14 protein-coding genes and 1 riboswitch are annotated in these 16,457 nt (G+C 57.9%); of the genes, 7 read left to right on the top strand and 7 right to left on the bottom strand.

Annotated features, from left to right (window positions below):
- Position 1: 1 nt before the first annotated feature.
- The 4 genes from O3C79_RS03055 to btuB are packed head-to-tail and all read right to left on the bottom strand — an operon-like array spanning position 2 to position 4,320.
- Positions 2–1,309 (bottom strand): cobyrinic acid a,c-diamide synthase CobB, encoded by a 1,308-nt coding sequence (locus tag O3C79_RS03055; RefSeq protein WP_494384746.1) that lies wholly within the window; start codon positions 1,307–1,309, stop codon positions 2–4.
- Entirely contained in the window at positions 1,306–1,926 is a 621-nt protein-coding gene (gene cobO, locus O3C79_RS03050; protein ID WP_494384745.1) for a cob(I)yrinic acid a,c-diamide adenosyltransferase, read from the bottom strand. The genes O3C79_RS03055 and cobO overlap by 4 nt, the downstream gene beginning before the upstream one ends.
- Positions 1,919–2,497: a hypothetical protein gene (locus O3C79_RS03045; protein WP_494384744.1), complete on the bottom strand. Its 579-nt coding sequence runs from the start codon at positions 2,495–2,497 to the stop codon at positions 1,919–1,921. The genes cobO and O3C79_RS03045 overlap by 8 nt, the downstream gene beginning before the upstream one ends.
- A 23-nt stretch (positions 2,498–2,520) precedes the next feature.
- Positions 2,521–4,320 carry a TonB-dependent vitamin B12 receptor gene (gene btuB, locus O3C79_RS03040; protein WP_494384743.1) on the bottom strand — a complete coding sequence of 600 codons (1,800 nt, stop codon included), beginning with the start codon at positions 4,318–4,320 and terminating at the stop codon, positions 2,521–2,523.
- 120 nt (positions 4,321–4,440) lie between these two features.
- Positions 4,441–4,687, bottom strand: a riboswitch (cobalamin riboswitch).
- A gap of 437 nt (positions 4,688–5,124) precedes the next feature.
- Here btuB and bfr (O3C79_RS03035) point away from each other — a divergent pair.
- Both bfr (O3C79_RS03035) and bfr (O3C79_RS03030) read left to right on the top strand, forming a co-directional pair.
- Positions 5,125–5,598: a bacterioferritin gene (gene bfr / locus O3C79_RS03035; RefSeq protein ID WP_494384742.1), complete on the top strand. Its 474-nt coding sequence runs from the start codon at positions 5,125–5,127 to the stop codon at positions 5,596–5,598.
- A 3-nt stretch (positions 5,599–5,601) separates the two neighbouring features.
- On the top strand, positions 5,602–6,069 hold the full coding sequence (bfr, locus tag O3C79_RS03030) for a bacterioferritin (protein WP_010324885.1): 468 nt from the start codon (positions 5,602–5,604) through the stop codon (positions 6,067–6,069).
- 43 nt (positions 6,070–6,112) lie between these two features.
- Here the strand turns inward: bfr (O3C79_RS03030) and O3C79_RS03025 are convergent, their stop codons facing one another.
- Positions 6,113–6,559: a MarR family winged helix-turn-helix transcriptional regulator gene (locus tag O3C79_RS03025; protein WP_010324886.1), complete on the bottom strand. Its 447-nt coding sequence runs from the start codon at positions 6,557–6,559 to the stop codon at positions 6,113–6,115.
- Positions 6,560–6,739: 180 nt separating this feature from the next.
- Between O3C79_RS03025 and O3C79_RS03020 the strand changes: the two genes are divergently transcribed.
- From O3C79_RS03020 to O3C79_RS03010, 3 genes are all read left to right on the top strand, one after another.
- Positions 6,740–7,744 carry an ABC transporter substrate-binding protein gene (locus O3C79_RS03020; RefSeq protein WP_494384741.1) on the top strand — a complete coding sequence of 335 codons (1,005 nt, stop codon included), beginning with the start codon at positions 6,740–6,742 and terminating at the stop codon, positions 7,742–7,744.
- A 73-nt stretch (positions 7,745–7,817) separates the two neighbouring features.
- A complete protein-coding gene (locus O3C79_RS03015) occupies positions 7,818–8,717 on the top strand; it encodes an ABC transporter permease (protein ID WP_010324888.1) in 900 nt (299 codons plus the stop codon).
- Positions 8,710–9,945 carry a quaternary amine ABC transporter ATP-binding protein gene (locus tag O3C79_RS03010; protein ID WP_010324889.1) on the top strand — a complete coding sequence of 412 codons (1,236 nt, stop codon included), beginning with the start codon at positions 8,710–8,712 and terminating at the stop codon, positions 9,943–9,945. Before O3C79_RS03015 ends, O3C79_RS03010 begins: the two co-directional genes overlap by 8 nt.
- Positions 9,946–10,015: 70 nt before the next feature.
- Here the strand turns inward: O3C79_RS03010 and O3C79_RS03005 are convergent, their stop codons facing one another.
- Positions 10,016–10,447, bottom strand: coding sequence for a hypothetical protein (locus tag O3C79_RS03005; protein WP_010324890.1), 432 nt, complete (start codon positions 10,445–10,447; stop codon positions 10,016–10,018).
- A gap of 97 nt (positions 10,448–10,544) precedes the next feature.
- On the bottom strand, positions 10,545–11,087 hold the full coding sequence (locus O3C79_RS03000) for an HD domain-containing protein (protein ID WP_010324891.1): 543 nt from the start codon (positions 11,085–11,087) through the stop codon (positions 10,545–10,547).
- Between the two features lie 233 nt (positions 11,088–11,320).
- Between O3C79_RS03000 and O3C79_RS02995 the strand changes: the two genes are divergently transcribed.
- Positions 11,321–12,451 (top strand): RNA-guided endonuclease InsQ/TnpB family protein, encoded by a 1,131-nt coding sequence (locus O3C79_RS02995; RefSeq protein ID WP_494384740.1) that lies wholly within the window; start codon positions 11,321–11,323, stop codon positions 12,449–12,451.
- Positions 12,452–12,969: 518 nt separating this feature from the next.
- Positions 12,970–16,437: an indolepyruvate ferredoxin oxidoreductase family protein gene (locus O3C79_RS02990; RefSeq protein ID WP_494384739.1), complete on the top strand. Its 3,468-nt coding sequence runs from the start codon at positions 12,970–12,972 to the stop codon at positions 16,435–16,437.
- Positions 16,438–16,457: the final 20 nt, after the last annotated feature.

Raw genomic sequence — 16,457 nt, 5'->3', positions numbered from 1 at the left:
TTCAGGGCTTGAGCAGCTGTGCCACAGCCGCCGGGTTGGAGGGGAAATAGAGATGGATATAGGACGCGGTCAATCGCTTGAGTCGATACACCGGTTCAGCCGCACGGCGACCGTTGGGGCACTCGCCTCGGGCAATCGGCTCCAGCTCGGTCTCGGTGATCGAGTGGTGAAAGGTGTGGCCGCGCAATTCATATCCATCCAGGGTCAGACGTTGCAGCCCCAGTGCAGCAAAACGCTTCTGCATGCGCGCTTTTGTAGGCAGCAGGCCACAGAGTGAACGCGTCTGCTCGTCCAGCGAGGTCAACGCCTCACCCAGCCAGAGCATACCGCCACATTCAGCCAGCATCGGCTTGCCGGCCTGATAGTGAGCCCTTACATCACCCATGAGTTGTGTATTGCCAGCCAACGCCTCCAGATGAAGTTCCGGGTAGCCGCCCGGCAGCCAGAGCGCATCCACGTCAGGCAACTGCGTATCCATCAAGGGCGAGAAGAACACCAGCTCGGCACCCAGCCGCTCAAGGGTGCGCAGATTGGCCGGATAGATAAACGAAAAGGCTGCATCTCGAGCAATACCGACGCGTGCGCCTTGCAACAGAGGCTCAATCTCCGGAATGGACTGCGGCTCAAAGCTGACCGCATCGGGCAGTTCGCTGCCGGCGCTCTGTTCCAGAGCCTGGGCGGCCGCTTCGATACGCTGTTCCAGATCGGCGATTTCGTCGCCCTGTACCAGTCCCAGATGACGGCTGGGCAGACTGATCGCTTCGTCGCGCGGCAAGGCGCCGTACCAACGCAAGTGCTCGGGCAAGGCATCCGCCAGCATCTGGCCATGGCCGGCACTGCCAACCCGGTTACCCAGTACACCGCTGAAAGGCAGTTTCGGACGGAAGCTGGCCAGACCATGTGCCAGCGCGGCGAACGTCTGCGCCATGCCCCCGGCATCGATGACCGCCAGCACCGGAATGCCGAAGAGTTCAGCCAGATCAGCGCTGGACGGGCTGCCGTCAAACAGCCCCATCACGCCTTCAATCAGGATCAGGTCAGCCTCAGCCGCGGCTTGCCACAGCTGCTGTTTACACAGCTCAGGGGAGCCCATGAACAGATCCAGCTGTTCCACATCAGAGCCGACCGCATGACTCAAGATCATCGGGTCGAGAAAATCAGGTCCCGTCTTGAACACCCGCACCCTGCGCCCCTGATTGCGATGCAATCGGGCCAGCGCGGCGGTGACGGTGGTCTTGCCCTGCCCTGACGCAGGCGCCGAAATCAGCAGCGCCGGACAGAGGCGTGGTGAGGGTGAGTCATTACTCACAGCTCAACGCCCTTCTGGGCGCGAATGCCGTCCTTGAAGGCATGTTTCACGACCTGCATCTCGGTCACTGTATCCGCCGCCTCGATCAACGCCTGAGGCGCACCGCGACCGGTGACCACGACATGCTGCATCGCCGGACGGTTTTTCAGGGCGGTCAGCAACTCGTCCAGATCCACGTACTGATATTTCAGTGCGATGTTCAGTTCATCCAGAACGACCAGCGAGACTTCGGGATCGGCCAGCAGTTCACGGGCCTTGTCCCAGGCCGCCGCCGCGGCTTCAACGTCGCGTTCGCGATCCTGGGTTTCCCAGGTAAAACCCTCGCCCATCACGTGGTAGCGTACTTCGGGGAAACGACGGAAAAACGCCTCTTCACCGGTGCTGAAACTGCCCTTGATGAACTGCACCACACCCACCTGCATGCCGTGGCCCAGCGCCCGTGCCAACATGCCAAAGGCGGAACTGCTCTTGCCTTTACCGTTACCGGTCAGCACCAGCAGCACGCCCTGGTCGCGGTCGGCGCGGGCAATGGCCTGATCGACCACCGCTTTCTTGCGCTCCATTCGCGCCTTATGGCGTTCATCACGGCTTTCGTCGTGATTCGGGTCATCACTCATAGCTGTTGATCTCCTTCCAGGTTTTGAACTGACGGCTCAGGGTATACAGCATGGCAGCCATGCCGGTATAGCCCAACAGCGTCCAGAGCTTGGTCGGGAAATACTGCTCGATACGCCCCCAAAGCCCCGCCAGGTTGGTGGTTTCAAAATTGCCGGACAGGTAGTAATAACCGCCACTGGAGAGCAGGTTGCAGACAAAGGCTCCCACCAACAGGCAGCCCAGCAGGGACCCCAGCGTTTTCAGGTTATCCACATGCATACGTGCATACGTGCGCCCGGCGTACCAGAGCGACGCATAGGCAGGCACCAGCATGGCGTATGCCTGGGTGATGCAATGGGATGCCGCACCGCCCAGCCCCAAAGAGCTGATATCCAGCAGCACACTTTCCAAAAACAGCAGCGGAAATGCCCACAGCGGGCGCAGAAAAACACCGGACAGGAAGAACACTGCCCAGGATGCGCTGGGCAGATGATCAACCGACGCAAAGTGCTGTCCACGAGTCAGCGCCATCATCAAAATCAGGCCAAGGCCCACCACCATCTGGTCACGTTGCGCCAGTTTGATCATCATTCTTCTCCTTCAGAAAGACGCTATCAGGGCGCGTAATGCAGTGACAGCCAGTAGGTACGGTCAGCCTGGTTATAACCTTTGGCGGTTTCGTACTCTTCATCCAGCAGGTTTTCGATCTTGGCTTTCAGCGCCCAGTCCTGACCCAGCTGGTAGCTGCCGCGAACATCGATGCGAGTGTAGGCTTCCAGCTCATCGCCGCCATCTTCACGCTTACCCACCGCACGCAGGGAGCTGCCCAGCGAGTAGTGGCCAAAATCACGGTCAGCCGAAATGTTGAAAGTTTTGCGCGGACGACGGTTCAGCAGCTCGTCGGTATTGCGATCCTTGGGATCCATCAGATCCAGGGTGGTACTCAGATCCCAGTTGGCCATACGCGTAGATGCCGCCAGCTCCAGGCCACGGATGCGTGCCTCATCGACATTCATCGGCACCCAGAAACCTTCAGCGTTGGGTGCCCAGGCGATCAGGTTATCCACATCGTTCTGATACAGGTTGGCCGACCATTCGATACCGGCATGGTCACCGGACAGGCCCAGCTCCCAGGAGTCGGACTCTTCCGGCTCCAGATCCGGGTTGCCGGAGCCCGGCCAGTAAAGGTCGTTAAAGGTAGGTGCGCTGAATGCGGTGCCGTAGCTGGCGGTCAGGCGCAGGGCGTGGGGCAGTTCCATACCCCAGGCGATGGAACCGGTGGTTTGATTGCCGAACTGTTCGTTGTCGTCTTCACGCAGGCTGAAGGCCAGGTCATGCTGCCCCAGATACAGCTGGTAGAGGGCAAACACGCCCAGGTTATCGCGTTCGCCAACGGAGTAGGCATTGCTGCTGGTAACTTCATCCTGCTGATAATCCACACCCCAGGTCAGCTGGCTGTGGGAGAAGCTGTGCACACTCTGCAGGTTGGCGGTATCGCGCTGGGTTTCGATATGGCTCTGATAAACGCCATCACCGTATACCGTGCCCTTGTCGCGGCTCTGGCCGGCGATCAGGCTCAGATCCCAGCTGTTGCTCACGGCCAGGCGCAGCTCCCCGCCCAGCGTTTGCAGGCGGGACTCGTTGCTGTAGTTGTCGAAGTCGCTGCCGCCGTCATATTCATTATCGCCACGGTTCTGTGACCAGCTCAGGCGTCCTTCCAGACGATCGCTCAGCTGGTAACCGCCGCTCAGTGCGTAGGAGCGGTTGTCATAACCATCATCGTCTGGGTTGTAACCGTAGCTGCCTTCCTGCTTGGCACTGAAGCCATCGGTACGGTAGTCACTGATGCTCAGGTTGTACCAGCCCTTTTCGTTGCCACCGGAAGCACCCAGCGTGACTTCACGCGTTGCATCACTGCCGGCGCCGACACTGAAGCGGGGATTGAAACCCTGCTCACCCTTACGGGTAAAGATGTGCACCACACCGCCAATGGCTTCGGAGCCATACAGGGAAGAACGCGGACCACGCACCACTTCAATACGTTCAATCTGGTCAACCGCCAGGTGTTCAAATGCGGTGGTACCCAGCGTCGCGGAGCCGGCCTTGATGCCGTCGATCAGAACCAGTACATGTCCGGACGAGGTGCCACGCAGGGAGATAGACGTCGCTTTACCGCGGCCACCGTTGTTAACCAGAGTCAGGCCCGGTGTGCTTTCCAGCAGTTCGGTAACGGTTTGCGCCTGTTTGCGTTCGATGTCAGCACGATCAATCACGCTGACAGAGGCCAGAGCCTGATCTGCCGTTTGCGCGGTCCGCGTTGCCGTTACCAGCAGGGTATCTGAAGAGGTCTGAGCCTGTGCGGCCACGGCAGAGCTGGCCAGCAGCACGGCTGCCGGAAGAGAAAGGTATTTCATTGTGTATTCGATTCCTTGCGCGCCCACCCGCACGCATTCTGGGTTAACGGTCGCAGGGGGAAACAAGGAACAGACAGACGCACCGGGGGTATGGCGTCAGTGCTGATCGCCCACCGCGATGCCGACTGTGTGCTTCAGGCCGGTCTCCGGACTCAGGCGGCGGGATTGAATACCCTGAGCGATAACGCCTTCCCATATCCGTGGATACAGTGACATCTGTTATCGCTTCACACCTTTACCGTTGCGGGGGCAGTGTCGGGATTGCGGATTTCAAAAGGCGAAGGACCGCGCACCGACTTCCCGTTTAAGTGCTGGGCTCAAGCAATTGAACATGCGAGCAAAGCACACCGGAAGCTGGGGCGGATAATAGGCAGTCGCGGGAGTGAGGTCAAACAGAGACTGTTCAACTGAACATGAATGCAATCGGAGTGGTGCAGATAAAAAAATCGCCACCTCCCGGGGAGTGGGAGGTGGCGCCAATCACCTGGGACACACGGCTTCAGTGCCCGTAAGTGAGTCAGACCTGTCAATGAACAAGACACACTGTAAATAGAATCATTATTATTTGCAACACTATTACTAAATTAATACCCGATTATTTCGCTCGGTTTTTCAAACACTTGCGCCACGGATGGAAACGACTCTGATTTTCAATCGCCTTCCCCTTTTAACTTCAACAACTTACACATGTTTTTAACGTGCAGAACAGCAAATCTACCGCTACACTATGGCCATTATCGTTGTACACTCCGCATTCAATTAGCCGGGGCTGGTCCTGGAAACCGGTCACCAAGGGGGAACAGAATGAAGCAAGATCAAGCACTGGTGCAGCAGCTGAACAAGGTGCTGACCCTGGAGCTGACATCCATCAACCAGTATTTCCTGCATGCACGCATCTTTAAAAACTGGGGGCTGGAGAAGCTCAACCACAAAGCCTACAAGAAGTCGATTCTCGACATGAAACAGGCCGACAAGCTGATCGAACGCATTCTGTTTCTGGAAGGCCTGCCCAACCTGCAGCACCTGGAGCGCCTGCGTATCGGTGAAGACACTGAAGAAATGCTGCAGGGTGACATGACTCTGCAGATGGAGCAGCTCGATCTCCTGCGCGATGTTATCGCCCAGTGTGAAGCCGCCAAGGACTACGTCAGCCGTTCCCTGCTGGTGGAGATTCTGGAGCAGGAAGAAGAACACGTTGACTGGATTGAAGCCCAGCAGCACCTGATCGGCGAAATCGGCATCCAGAATTACCTGCAGTCTGCAATTGAGGAGGACTAATCCATGAAAGGCAATCAGAAAGTCATCGATGTACTGAACAAACTGCTGGCCGGTGAACTGGCCGCCATGGACCAGTACTTCATCCACTCCGAAATGTACGCTGACTGGGGTTTGAACAAGTTGTACGAGCGCATTGCGCACGAGTTCGACGATGAAAAGGGCCATGCCAAACTGATGATCGAGCGTATTCTGTTCCTGGAAGGCACGCCTGACATGGTCACCCGTGATCCCATCCACGTCGGCAAGACCGTTCCCGAGATGTTGCAGAACGATCTGAACACCGAGTACAGCGTGGCGCAGAATCTGCGTGATGCCATTGCCCTGTGTGAACAGGAGCAGGATTACCAGACACGCGCCATGCTGCGCCAGCAGCTGGAAGATACCGAGGAAGATCACGCCTACTGGCTGGAAAAGCAGCTGGGCCTGATCAACAAGATTGGCCTGCAGAACTACCTTCAGTCACAGATGTAAGCCACCTCGATCCTGCCGGGGCTGCGTCCGCAGCCCCGCTGTGTTACTCCTGATCCATCAACGCCGTGAGCTGCTGCAACGATTGCACCAGTTTGACTCTCTCCGTTTCCGGAAGCGCCTGGAAACGCTGCATAAACGTTTCTCCCAACAATTCAGGCGCTCCTTCCAGCATGCTCAGTCCTGGTGCCGTCAGACGTGCATTTACGATCCGCCGGTCACTCAGGCTTCGTACCCGCTCCACCAGGCCGCGCTCTTCCAGCCGATCCAGAATACTGGTCACTGTGGCTTGGCTCAGGGATATATCCAGTGCCAGCTTGCGCACACTCACATCCCCCTGATCCGCGATAGATCGCAGAAGCATGACCTGGGGGAGGGTCAGGCCGCAGGTTTTCTTGACCTGCTTTGAGTGCAGATCGGTGGCCCGCATGATCTGGCGAAGACAGACAACGATGTCGCGCCAGTAATGAGCATTATCCACAGGGTCAGTCATTCTGGTTCAGTTCTTGCTTCGTAAATGATGATCGAGATAAGCCGCGGCAAACGTAATAAAACGTTGGGCTTATATGACAAAACCAAATTGATTCGTGTTCGAATCATTTGTACTCTAAATATTAGTTTTGCAATATTGTTTTGTAAACGCTCAGTTTCCGACCATCACAATGGAGAGAACATGAAAAAGGCACTGACAACAACCGCATTATTGGCAGCCTTGCCGTTAGCAATGGGCAGCACGCTGGCACAGGCCAGTGAGTGTGGAAAAGTCACCATTGCCGACATGAACTGGAGCTCAGCCAGTTTGATCGCCAATGTTGACCGCTTCATCCTGGAACACGGCTTCGGCTGCGATGCATCTCTGGTACCGGGCGACACCATGCCCACCGGCACTTCGATGATCGAAAAAGCCGAACCCGATATCGCACCGGAAATGTGGAGCAACTCGCTCAAGGAAGCTCTGGACAAGGGTGTTGAAGAGGGCCGTCTGCGCTATGCCGGCAAATCCCTGTCTGATGGCGGTGAAGAAGGTTTCTGGGTGCCGTCCTACATGGTCGAGAAGGACCCAAGCCTGGCCACAATTGAAGGGATCAAACAGAACGCAAAACTGTTCGAACACCCGGAAGACCCGGACATGAGTGCTTTCTACAGCTGCCCGGCCGGCTGGAACTGCCAGATCTCCGCCGGTAACCTGTTCCGTGCCATGAAACTGGATGAAGCCGGTTTTGACATCATCGACCCGGGTTCCGGTGCTGGCCTGTCTGGCGCCATCGCCAAGGCCTACGAGCGTAAAGAGCCCTGGTTCGGCTACTACTGGGCACCCACGTCAGTGCTGGGCAAGTATGACATGGTCAAAGTCGATTTCGGCAGCGGTGTCGACAAGGATGCCTACGTGAACTGCATTACCAATGCGGACTGCACCGACCCGGTGGTGACCATGTATCCGCCGTCACTGGTGCAGACCGTGACCACCGAGGGCTTTGCCCAGCGCGCGCCTGAAGCTTATGACTACCTCACCAAGCGCTCGTTCACCAACAACCAGATGAACGGCCTGCTGGCCTGGATGGAAGACAATCAGGCCGATGGCGAATACGCCATGGAGCACTTCCTGCTGGAATACGAAGATATCTGGACCGCCTGGGTATCCGAGGATGTGGTCAACAAGGTCAAGGACGCCCTGTAACAGGTTTATACGGAACACCGCGTGACCGGGGCCTCGTCACTTGACCAGGCCCCGCCCTGACTGGAGGCCCTCCATGGCTGAATCCAACTGGATAACAGAGATACCGCAGCTTGAACGCAGCGAGCTGCGTGATATCCGCAAAACACTCGACACCGCCTATCGCGACTTTTCCCGCGAGCACGGCGAAATGATCGAAGCCTTTTTTGATCCCCTGCTCAGCTTTCTCGTCTGGTTTGAAAAACTGCTGCTGGCCACACCCTGGTGGCTGGTCATCGCCGTTGTCGCCGGGCTTGCCTACCTGGCCAGCCGCTCCTGGAAGCTGAGCCTGGGCGTCGTTGTATCCTTCTTCCTGATCGGCTACTTCGGCATGTGGGAAGATGCCATGAGCACCATGAGCATCATTCTGGTCTGTACCCTGATGGCGATCATACTGGGCGTCCCCATCGGCATTCTGATGGCCCGCTCCGACCGCATGCAGACCCTGATAACGCCGGTGCTGGATGTGATGCAAACCATGCCCGCATTTGTCTACCTGATTCCCGTGGTAATGCTGTTGGGTATCGGCAAGATCCCCGGTGTTATCGCCGTTATCATCTACGCCATCCCGCCGGTTATCCGCCTCACCAACCTGGGCATACGGCTGGTGGACAAGGATGTACTGGAAGCCGCTACCGCCTACGGCGCCAGCCCCATGCAGCGACTCCTTGGCGTGCAGCTGCCCCTTGCCATGCCAACCATTATGGCGGGTATCAACCAGACCATCATGATGGCCCTGTCCATGGTTGTGATCGCGTCCATGATCGGTGTCGCCGGCCTTGGCCAGCCGGTACTGAAATCGATCACCAACCAGTACTTCACCCTGGGTCTGCTTAATGGCCTGGCTATCGTGGCACTGGCCATCATCTTCGACCGTGTGTCTCAGGCCTACGCCAAGCGGACACAGCGTCATCTGGGAGGTGCAGACCATGGCTGAAGCACTGATTCAGGTTGAAAACCTGTACAAGCTGTTCGGCAACAATCCCAAAAAGCACATGTCACTGGTGCATGAGGGCAAGAGCAAGGACGAGATTCTGGCCTCCACCGGCCATACCCTGGGGCTGAAGAACATCAACCTCAGCATCAATGCAGGCGAAATTTTCGTCATCATGGGTCTGTCCGGCTCGGGAAAATCCACTTTGATCCGTCACTTCAACCGGCTGATTGACCCAACAGAGGGCGTCATTAAGGTGGAAGGCACCGATGTGATGCAGCTGGGCAAGAAAGAGCTGGAAGAATTCCGCCGTCACAAGATGTCGATGGTGTTCCAGCGCTTTGGCCTGCTGCCGCACAAAACCGTGCTGGAAAACGTGGCCTATGGGCTGCGCATTCAAGGGGTGGCCAAAAGCGAAGCCCTGCAGCGGGCACGCCAATGGCTGGAGACCGTGGGTCTGGCCGGCTATGAGGAGCAGTTCCCGGCACAACTCTCCGGTGGCCAGCAACAGCGTGTGGGCCTGGCCCGCGCCCTGTGTACGGATGCGGAAATCCTGCTGATGGATGAAGCCTTCTCGGCGCTGGACCCGCTTATCCGTTCCGAAATGCAGGATCAGCTGGTTCAGCTGCAGGAAAAGCTGCACAAGACCATCATCTTCATCACCCATGATCTGGACGAAGCCCTGCGTCTGGGTGACCGCATCGCCATTCTCAAGGACGGTGAAGTGGTCCAGCAGGGTGAACCTGAAGAGATTCTTCTGCATCCGGCCACCGATTATGTGGAAGCCTTTGTCCGCGACGTGAACCGGGCACGTGCCCTCACCGTGGAAACCGTGATGAAGGATCCGGCCTATCGCATCACCGCCGATACCATCAGCGGCGCGCTACAGCAGATGAAAGGCTTTGATCGCGACTACGGCTACATCGTTACGGATGAGGGTTATCAGGGCACGGTGAAAGCCGCGAAACTGGAACAGGCCTATAAGGCCAACAAGGACGCCGACCTGACCGATGCGCTCTATGAGCAAATTGAGCCGGTTGAGCCTCAGGCAGTACTGGAAACGGTTATTCCCAACACCCTGGATGCGGACTATCCGTTGCCGGTGGTGGATGAACAGGGCCAACTGGCGGGTTGTCTGACACGGGGCACCCTGGCTGAAGTACTCGGCTCGGAACATAAGTCCGAAGCGGATAAACCCAAAGAAGACAAGGACACCAAAACATCCGCCTGAAGCGCCCCGAGTACTGCTCACCGGCAAGGCTGTCCCCTGTGGTTCTCACAGCGGGGCAGCACGCCTCCCCTCAGAGAATATAATCCGCCACCAGTACCCGTTCTGAATCGCTCATTCTGAGGCTGATCAGGATACGTTCCACGCTTCTTCCGGCACCGGCCAACGCCGCTTCCTGCTCTACCAGACGTCGGTGCAGCGTAAATGCCGAATCTGCATCAGCCACAGGTGTATATTCAAGATTCAGCTCATGTGGGTTATTCTGCCAAAATGCTTTTTCAGAATCTGAAACAGAAGCATCAATAAAGACTATTGATAATTCAGGTGATTCTGCATGTCGTTGCCTCACCCAGCGTTCCAGATCCTCCACCCAGCAAAAGGCAAAATGCAGATCCAGCAATGACAATTGCAACACTGGTCCCTGGATAACAACCAGTCCACCGAGCATTTCCAACTGTTCAATCAGGTTGTCAGTCGCCAGTGGCGCCGTTTCCCAAATCCGCATGCAAACCTCCCGCTATCAATCAGGCGAGAGTATACGTCACAGCGGGCGCGTTGATCGCAAGCATCGATACAAAGGTCGGACTCTTCTGCGCGGAGACTCAGGCCAGCAGCGACGCCTGCATATACTCCCGATAGCGCTCAAAGGGCAGCGATGCCAATTCGGGGTCCTTACCCGCATCATCCCAGCGGCGCAGCTTGATGGCCGCTTCATACTGCGGCTGCTGTCGGAACTGCTCCACCTCGGCTTCGGTCATCAGGCCACCCTGATGTTTCAGCGAGTGCACCGATGCCGCTGACAGGCTTTCAAAGTAACCATCTTCCACTGTGCACAGGTAACGCTTGGCCTGGGCATGTAAACGCACAGGTTCGGCCACCTCGGCGCCAAACAGCGGCTGCAGATAATCCGCCCCCACCTTGTCATGTTGGTAGTTGCCATGCTCGGCGCTGACCTCTTCCAACAGGTGACCAATGTCATGCAACAAGGCTGCGGTGATCAATGCAGGGCTCTCGCCGGCACGGCAGGCCAGCTCGGCACACTGAACGCCATGCTCGGTCTGGGTGATGCCTTCGCCATAGGTGTTCTGCCCCATATCCGCATACAACTGCTCAATTTTCGCGAGGATCGAATCTTTTTCCATCATGTTAAATGCCTAAAATCTGGTCTATACCAATATAAAATATTCTAACCAGAGGCTGATGACACTGGCATGACAATGACAGGCGTCCGCAAAAAACCACACCTTTTATCGAATAGCGCGTAAGACCTCTTCCTGACGCCTGGAGGGCCGCTAGGGAGGGGATATAAGCGCAGTAACCGAAGGCCGCTTGTTGAATCGCTTGCTTATCTTACAAATAACAAGCTATATTTGTAAGAATGAAATCTAAACGTGCCTTTAAATACCGCTTCTATCCTACGCCTGAACAGGCTGCGCTGCTGGCGCAGACGTTCGGGTGTGTGCGGTTCGTGTACAATTCGATTCTCAAGTGGCGCACCGATGCTTTCTATGAAGACGGCAAAAGCATTAACTACAACGCGGCCAGCGCCAAGCTGACCGCGTTGAAAAAAGAGTTCGACTGGCTGGGTGACGTCAGCAGCGTACCGCTGCAACAATCGCTTCGGCACCAGCAAACGGCGTTCAAGAACTTCTTTGAAGGTCGAGCAAAATACCCGACCTTCAAAAAGAAAAATCGCCGCCAGTCAGCCACCTATGCCAGTTCGGCTTTTCAGTACCGCGAGGGCCAGCTGTTCATTGCTAAAAGCAAGGACCCTCTGGCCATTCGATGGTCACAGGCACTGCCCTGCGCTCCCAGTACCATCACAATTTCCAAAGACCGCGCCGACCGCTACTTCGTCAGCTGTCTGTGCGAGGTCGAAACAAAAACACTGCCCGTGGTCGCCAAGACCACGGGCGTTGACCTCGGTCTAAAAGACCTGTTCATCACCAGCGACGGGGTCAAATCCGGCAATCCCAAGTACACAAAAAAGTACGCTGCGAAGCTGGCCTACCTTCAGCGCCAGCTGGCGAAAAAGGCGAAAGGCTCCCGGAACCGCGCCAAAGCGCGGCTACGGGTAGCCCGCCTGCACGCCAAGATCGCAGACTGCCGGATGGACGCCACCCACAAGGCGACCCGCAGACTCATTAACGAAAACCAAGTTGTCTGCGTTGAATCGTTGGCTGTGAAGAACATGATTCAGCACCCCACGTTGGCAAAGGCGATAGCCGACGCCAACTGGGGTGAGTTCGTCCGCCAGTTGCTGTACAAGGGCGAGTGGGCCGGTCGATCTGTGGTTCAGATCGACCGCTGGTTCCCCAGCTCCAAGCGCTGCCCCACCAGGGGCTGCGGGTACATCAATGACAAGCTACCGTTGTCCGTGCGGTCATGGAACTGCCCGTCTTGCGGCATCTCCCATGACCGGGACATCGCAGCAGCGATCAATATCAAAGCGGCGGGGCTCGCCGTGTTAGCCTCTGGAGCGACTGGATCGGGGGCGCGGGCCGTCTAACAACAGCCCGTGCCTAGTGAAGGCGCGTTGAATGAGGAAACCCTGCTGGATGACTAGCGGGAATCCTCTTCCTGAAGCGCGTTAGCGATGAAGGGAGGGGAGGATGTCAAGAGATTGTCATGGTTACAAATCAACCGTTGACCCTGCCCGCAAAAGGCTCTAGCTTGAGGCCTATTCACTCCCCATAAGGGCAGCGAACAAAGAAATCGCCACAACGGCCAAAATCCGTAAAACAACAAAAAGAGTAAAGCCACCGCACCGTGATCCGGGCGAGTGGTTGAGGATTTCACTATGACAATGCACACGGCTTTCCCGGCCGGACTGCGCCTCGGGCGTGGTCTATCCGCACACTCTGTACCCTCGCTTTTTTCCTCTGGATTCATGGGCGTCATAACGCCTGCGCCTCGGATTATTTACATCTGATTCGCTGCTGAATCCGTTCCGACTCCAATTCGGTTTTCTGTCCGGCCAGGGCATCACTCTGCCTGTGTCCGGCGTTTGTGGAAAAAGGTGATCCTATGCGTGACGTCAGTCTCAATGATGTTTGGGAGCGCGAATCCGGCCCGGTATATATGACCGGCAGCCAGGCCCTGGCACGACTACCCCTGTTGCAGGCCCGACTCGACACACTCAACGGCCTCAACACCGCCGGCTTTATCTCCGGCTACCGCGGCTCGCCGCTGGGTAATTTCGACAAAACCCTCTGGCAAGCCAAGCAATACCTAAAGGACCGCAAGGTCCATTTCCTGCCCGGTGTAAACGAGGACCTGGGCGCCACCGCTGTCTGGGGCTCCCAGCAGGTGAACATGTTTGAAGGCGCCGAGTACGACGGCGTGTTCGCCCTCTGGTACGGCAAGGGCCCGGGCGTCGACCGTACCGGCGATGTGTTCAAGCATGCCAACGCCGCCGGCTCTTCCCAGTATGGCGGCGTGCTGGCCGTGGCCGGTGATGACCACGCCTGCAAGTCCTCCACCCTGCCACACCAGAGCGACTACGGTTTCATGGATGCGTCCATGCCGGTCCTCAACCCCAGCGGCGTGCAGGAAATTCTCGATCTGGGCCTGTACGGCTGGGCCATGTCGCGTTTCAGTGGCTGCTGGGTCGGTTTCAAGGCACTGGCCGAAGTGATGGACTCCTCCATCACCGCCAACCTGGATCTGAGCCGCATCGACATCAAGATCCCCGAGCATTTCGAGCTGCCCTCCGATGGCCTCAATGCCCGCTGGCCAGACAAGCCGCTGCAGCAGGAAGAACGTCTGCACCGCTACAAACTGGCCGCTGCCAAGGCCTTCTGCCGTGCCAACCGCCTGGACAAAACCGTCCTCAGCGCCTCTAAACCGCGCATCGGTATCGTCACCACCGGCAAGTCCTACCTGGACGTGATCCAGGCCCTGTCCGATCTGGGGCTGGGTGAAGCAGAGCGTGAAGCCATTGGTCTGTGCGTGTACAAGGTTGCCATGCCCTGGCCGCTGGAGCCGGAAGGTATCTTCGAGTTTGCCTCTGGCCTTGAAGAGATTCTGGTAGTGGAAGAGAAGCGCGGTCTGATCGAAGACCAGATCCGCACTCAACTTTACAGCTGGCAGGATCAGCAGCGCCCGCGCATCATCGGCAAATGCGATGAGCAGGGTGCCGAGCTGCTGCCCTCCATCTCCGAGCTGACCCCGGCCATGGTGGCGCGCGCCATCGCCAGCCGTATCCGCGACCACTACTGCACCGACAAGCTGCGCGAGCGCCTCGACTTCCTCACCGAGAAGGAATCCAGCCTGGCACAGCCGAAAGAGCGTCTGGAGCGCACACCGCACTTCTGTTCCGGCTGTCCGCACAACACCTCCACTCAGGTCCCCGAAGGCAGCCGTGCCCTCGGCGGCATCGGCTGTCACTACATGGCCACCTGGATGGAACGCGGCACCGATACCTTCACCCAGATGGGTGGTGAAGGCGTGACCTGGCTCGGTCAGGCACCCTTTACCAAACAGAAGCACGTATTCCAGAACCTGGGCGACGGTACCTATTTCCACTCCGGCCTGCTGGCAATCCGTGCTTCCATCGCCTCCGGCGCCAACATCACCTACAAGATTCTGTACAACGATGCCGTAGCCATGACCGGCGGCCAGCCGGTAGACGGCAGCCTGAGCGTGCAGCAGATCAGCCATCAGCTCTACGGTGAAGGCGTGCGTCGCATCGCCGTAGTGAGCGACGATATCGACAAATACCCATCACGGGCCGACTTTGCCGACCGCACCACCTTCCATCACCGCGATGATCTGGATGCGGTACAGCGCGAGATGCGCGAAATCGAAGGCTGCTCGGTGCTGATATACGATCAGACCTGTGCCGCCGAGAAACGCCGTCGTCGCAAGCGCGGCAGCATGGTGGACCCGGACCAGCGCGTGATGATCCACGCCGATGTCTGTGAAGGCTGCGGCGACTGCGGCATCCAGTCCAACTGCCTGTCGATCCTGCCCAAGGAAACCGACAAGGGTCGCAAACGCAGCATCGACCAGTCCGCCTGTAACAAGGACTTCAGCTGTGTCCGCGGTTTCTGCCCCAGCTTCGTGACCGTAAAAGGCGGCAAGCTGAAGAAGCCGGCAGGCGTGAGCCAAGACGTACACTTTGCCGAATTGCCGGAACCCAAATTCGTCGGCGAACATGATCCCTACAGCATCCTGCTGACCGGCGTCGGCGGTACCGGTGTGGTGACCGTCAGTGCCCTGCTCGGCATGGCCGCCCACCTGGAAGGCAAGGGCGTGGCCATTCTCGACCAGGCCGGCCTGGCGCAGAAATTCGGTGCTGTAGTCAGCCATATCCGTATCGGCAACCGTCAGGACGATATCCACGCCGTGCGCATCCCCGCCGGTGAAGCCGACCTGATGCTGGCATTCGACCTTATGGTTGCCGCCAGTGACGAGGCGCTGGCCAAGCTGGATAACCGCTTTTCGCGCAGCCTGGTCAACACCGAAGCAGCCATGCCTGCGGCGTTCACCCGCAACCCGGACCTGCAATTCCCGGGTGAAGCGATGGAAGCGACTATCCGTGAAGCCTCCAAGTCCGATGGCAGTTGGTTCCTGGATGCCGGTGCGCTGGCCAAGGCACTGATGGGCGATGGCATGGCGGTGAACCTGTTCACCGTCGGCTTTGCCTATCAGCAGGGCCTTTTGCCCCTGCAAGCCGAGTCCATTGAGCGCGCCATCGAGCTGAATAACGTGGCCGTGGACAAGAACAAACTGGCATTCCTCTGGGGCCGTCGCGCCGCTCATGACCTGGACGCGGTCAAGGCACTGGCCTTCCCGCAGCAGCCCAAGGGCAATCCGTTGCAGATTCTGGAGTCGCTGGAGCAGGTGATCGAGCGCAACAAGCGCCACCTGACCGAGTACCAGAACGCCCGTCTGGCCCTGCGCTATGAAGCCCTGGTGAACAAGGTGAAACAGACCGCCGACACCAAGCTGGGTGGCGATGCCATTCTGGTCCGCGCGGTCGCCGAAAACTACGCCAAGGTGCTGGCCTACAAGGATGAGTACGAAGTGGCCCGCCTGTTCAGCAACGGCAGCCTGCGCCGCCAGCTGGAGGAAGAGTTCGAGGGTGACTACGAACTTGAATTCAACCTGGCACCGCCGCTACTGAGCCGCGGCAAGGACGGCGCCCGCCCACGCAAGCTGAAGTTCGGCCCCTGGATGGAAAAAGGCTTCAAATTGCTGGCCGGACTCAAGTCCCTGCGCGGCACACCGCTGGACCCCTTCGGCTATGGTGCCGACCGTCGTCTGGAACGCAGCCTGATCCGCGAGTACGAAGCGGATATTCACTGGCTACTGCAGCATCTGGAGCGCGGCCAGCTGGAAGCCGGACGGACGCTGGCAGCACTGCCCAGCCGGATTCGTGGCTATGGGCCGGTGAAGGAGAAGGCCTATGAGGCGGCACGGCAGGAGCGCGAGCAATTGCGCAACGCCATTCGCGCCGAAGAGGCCGATATTGCCAGCGCCGCTGCATAAAACACTATTCGACACCCAAT

The sequence above is a fragment of the Marinobacterium sp. NO-S09 genome (genome assembly GCF_059179545.1).
Note: the sequence above shows the minus strand (reverse complement) of the source record. Positions and strands in the feature narration are given on the sequence as shown.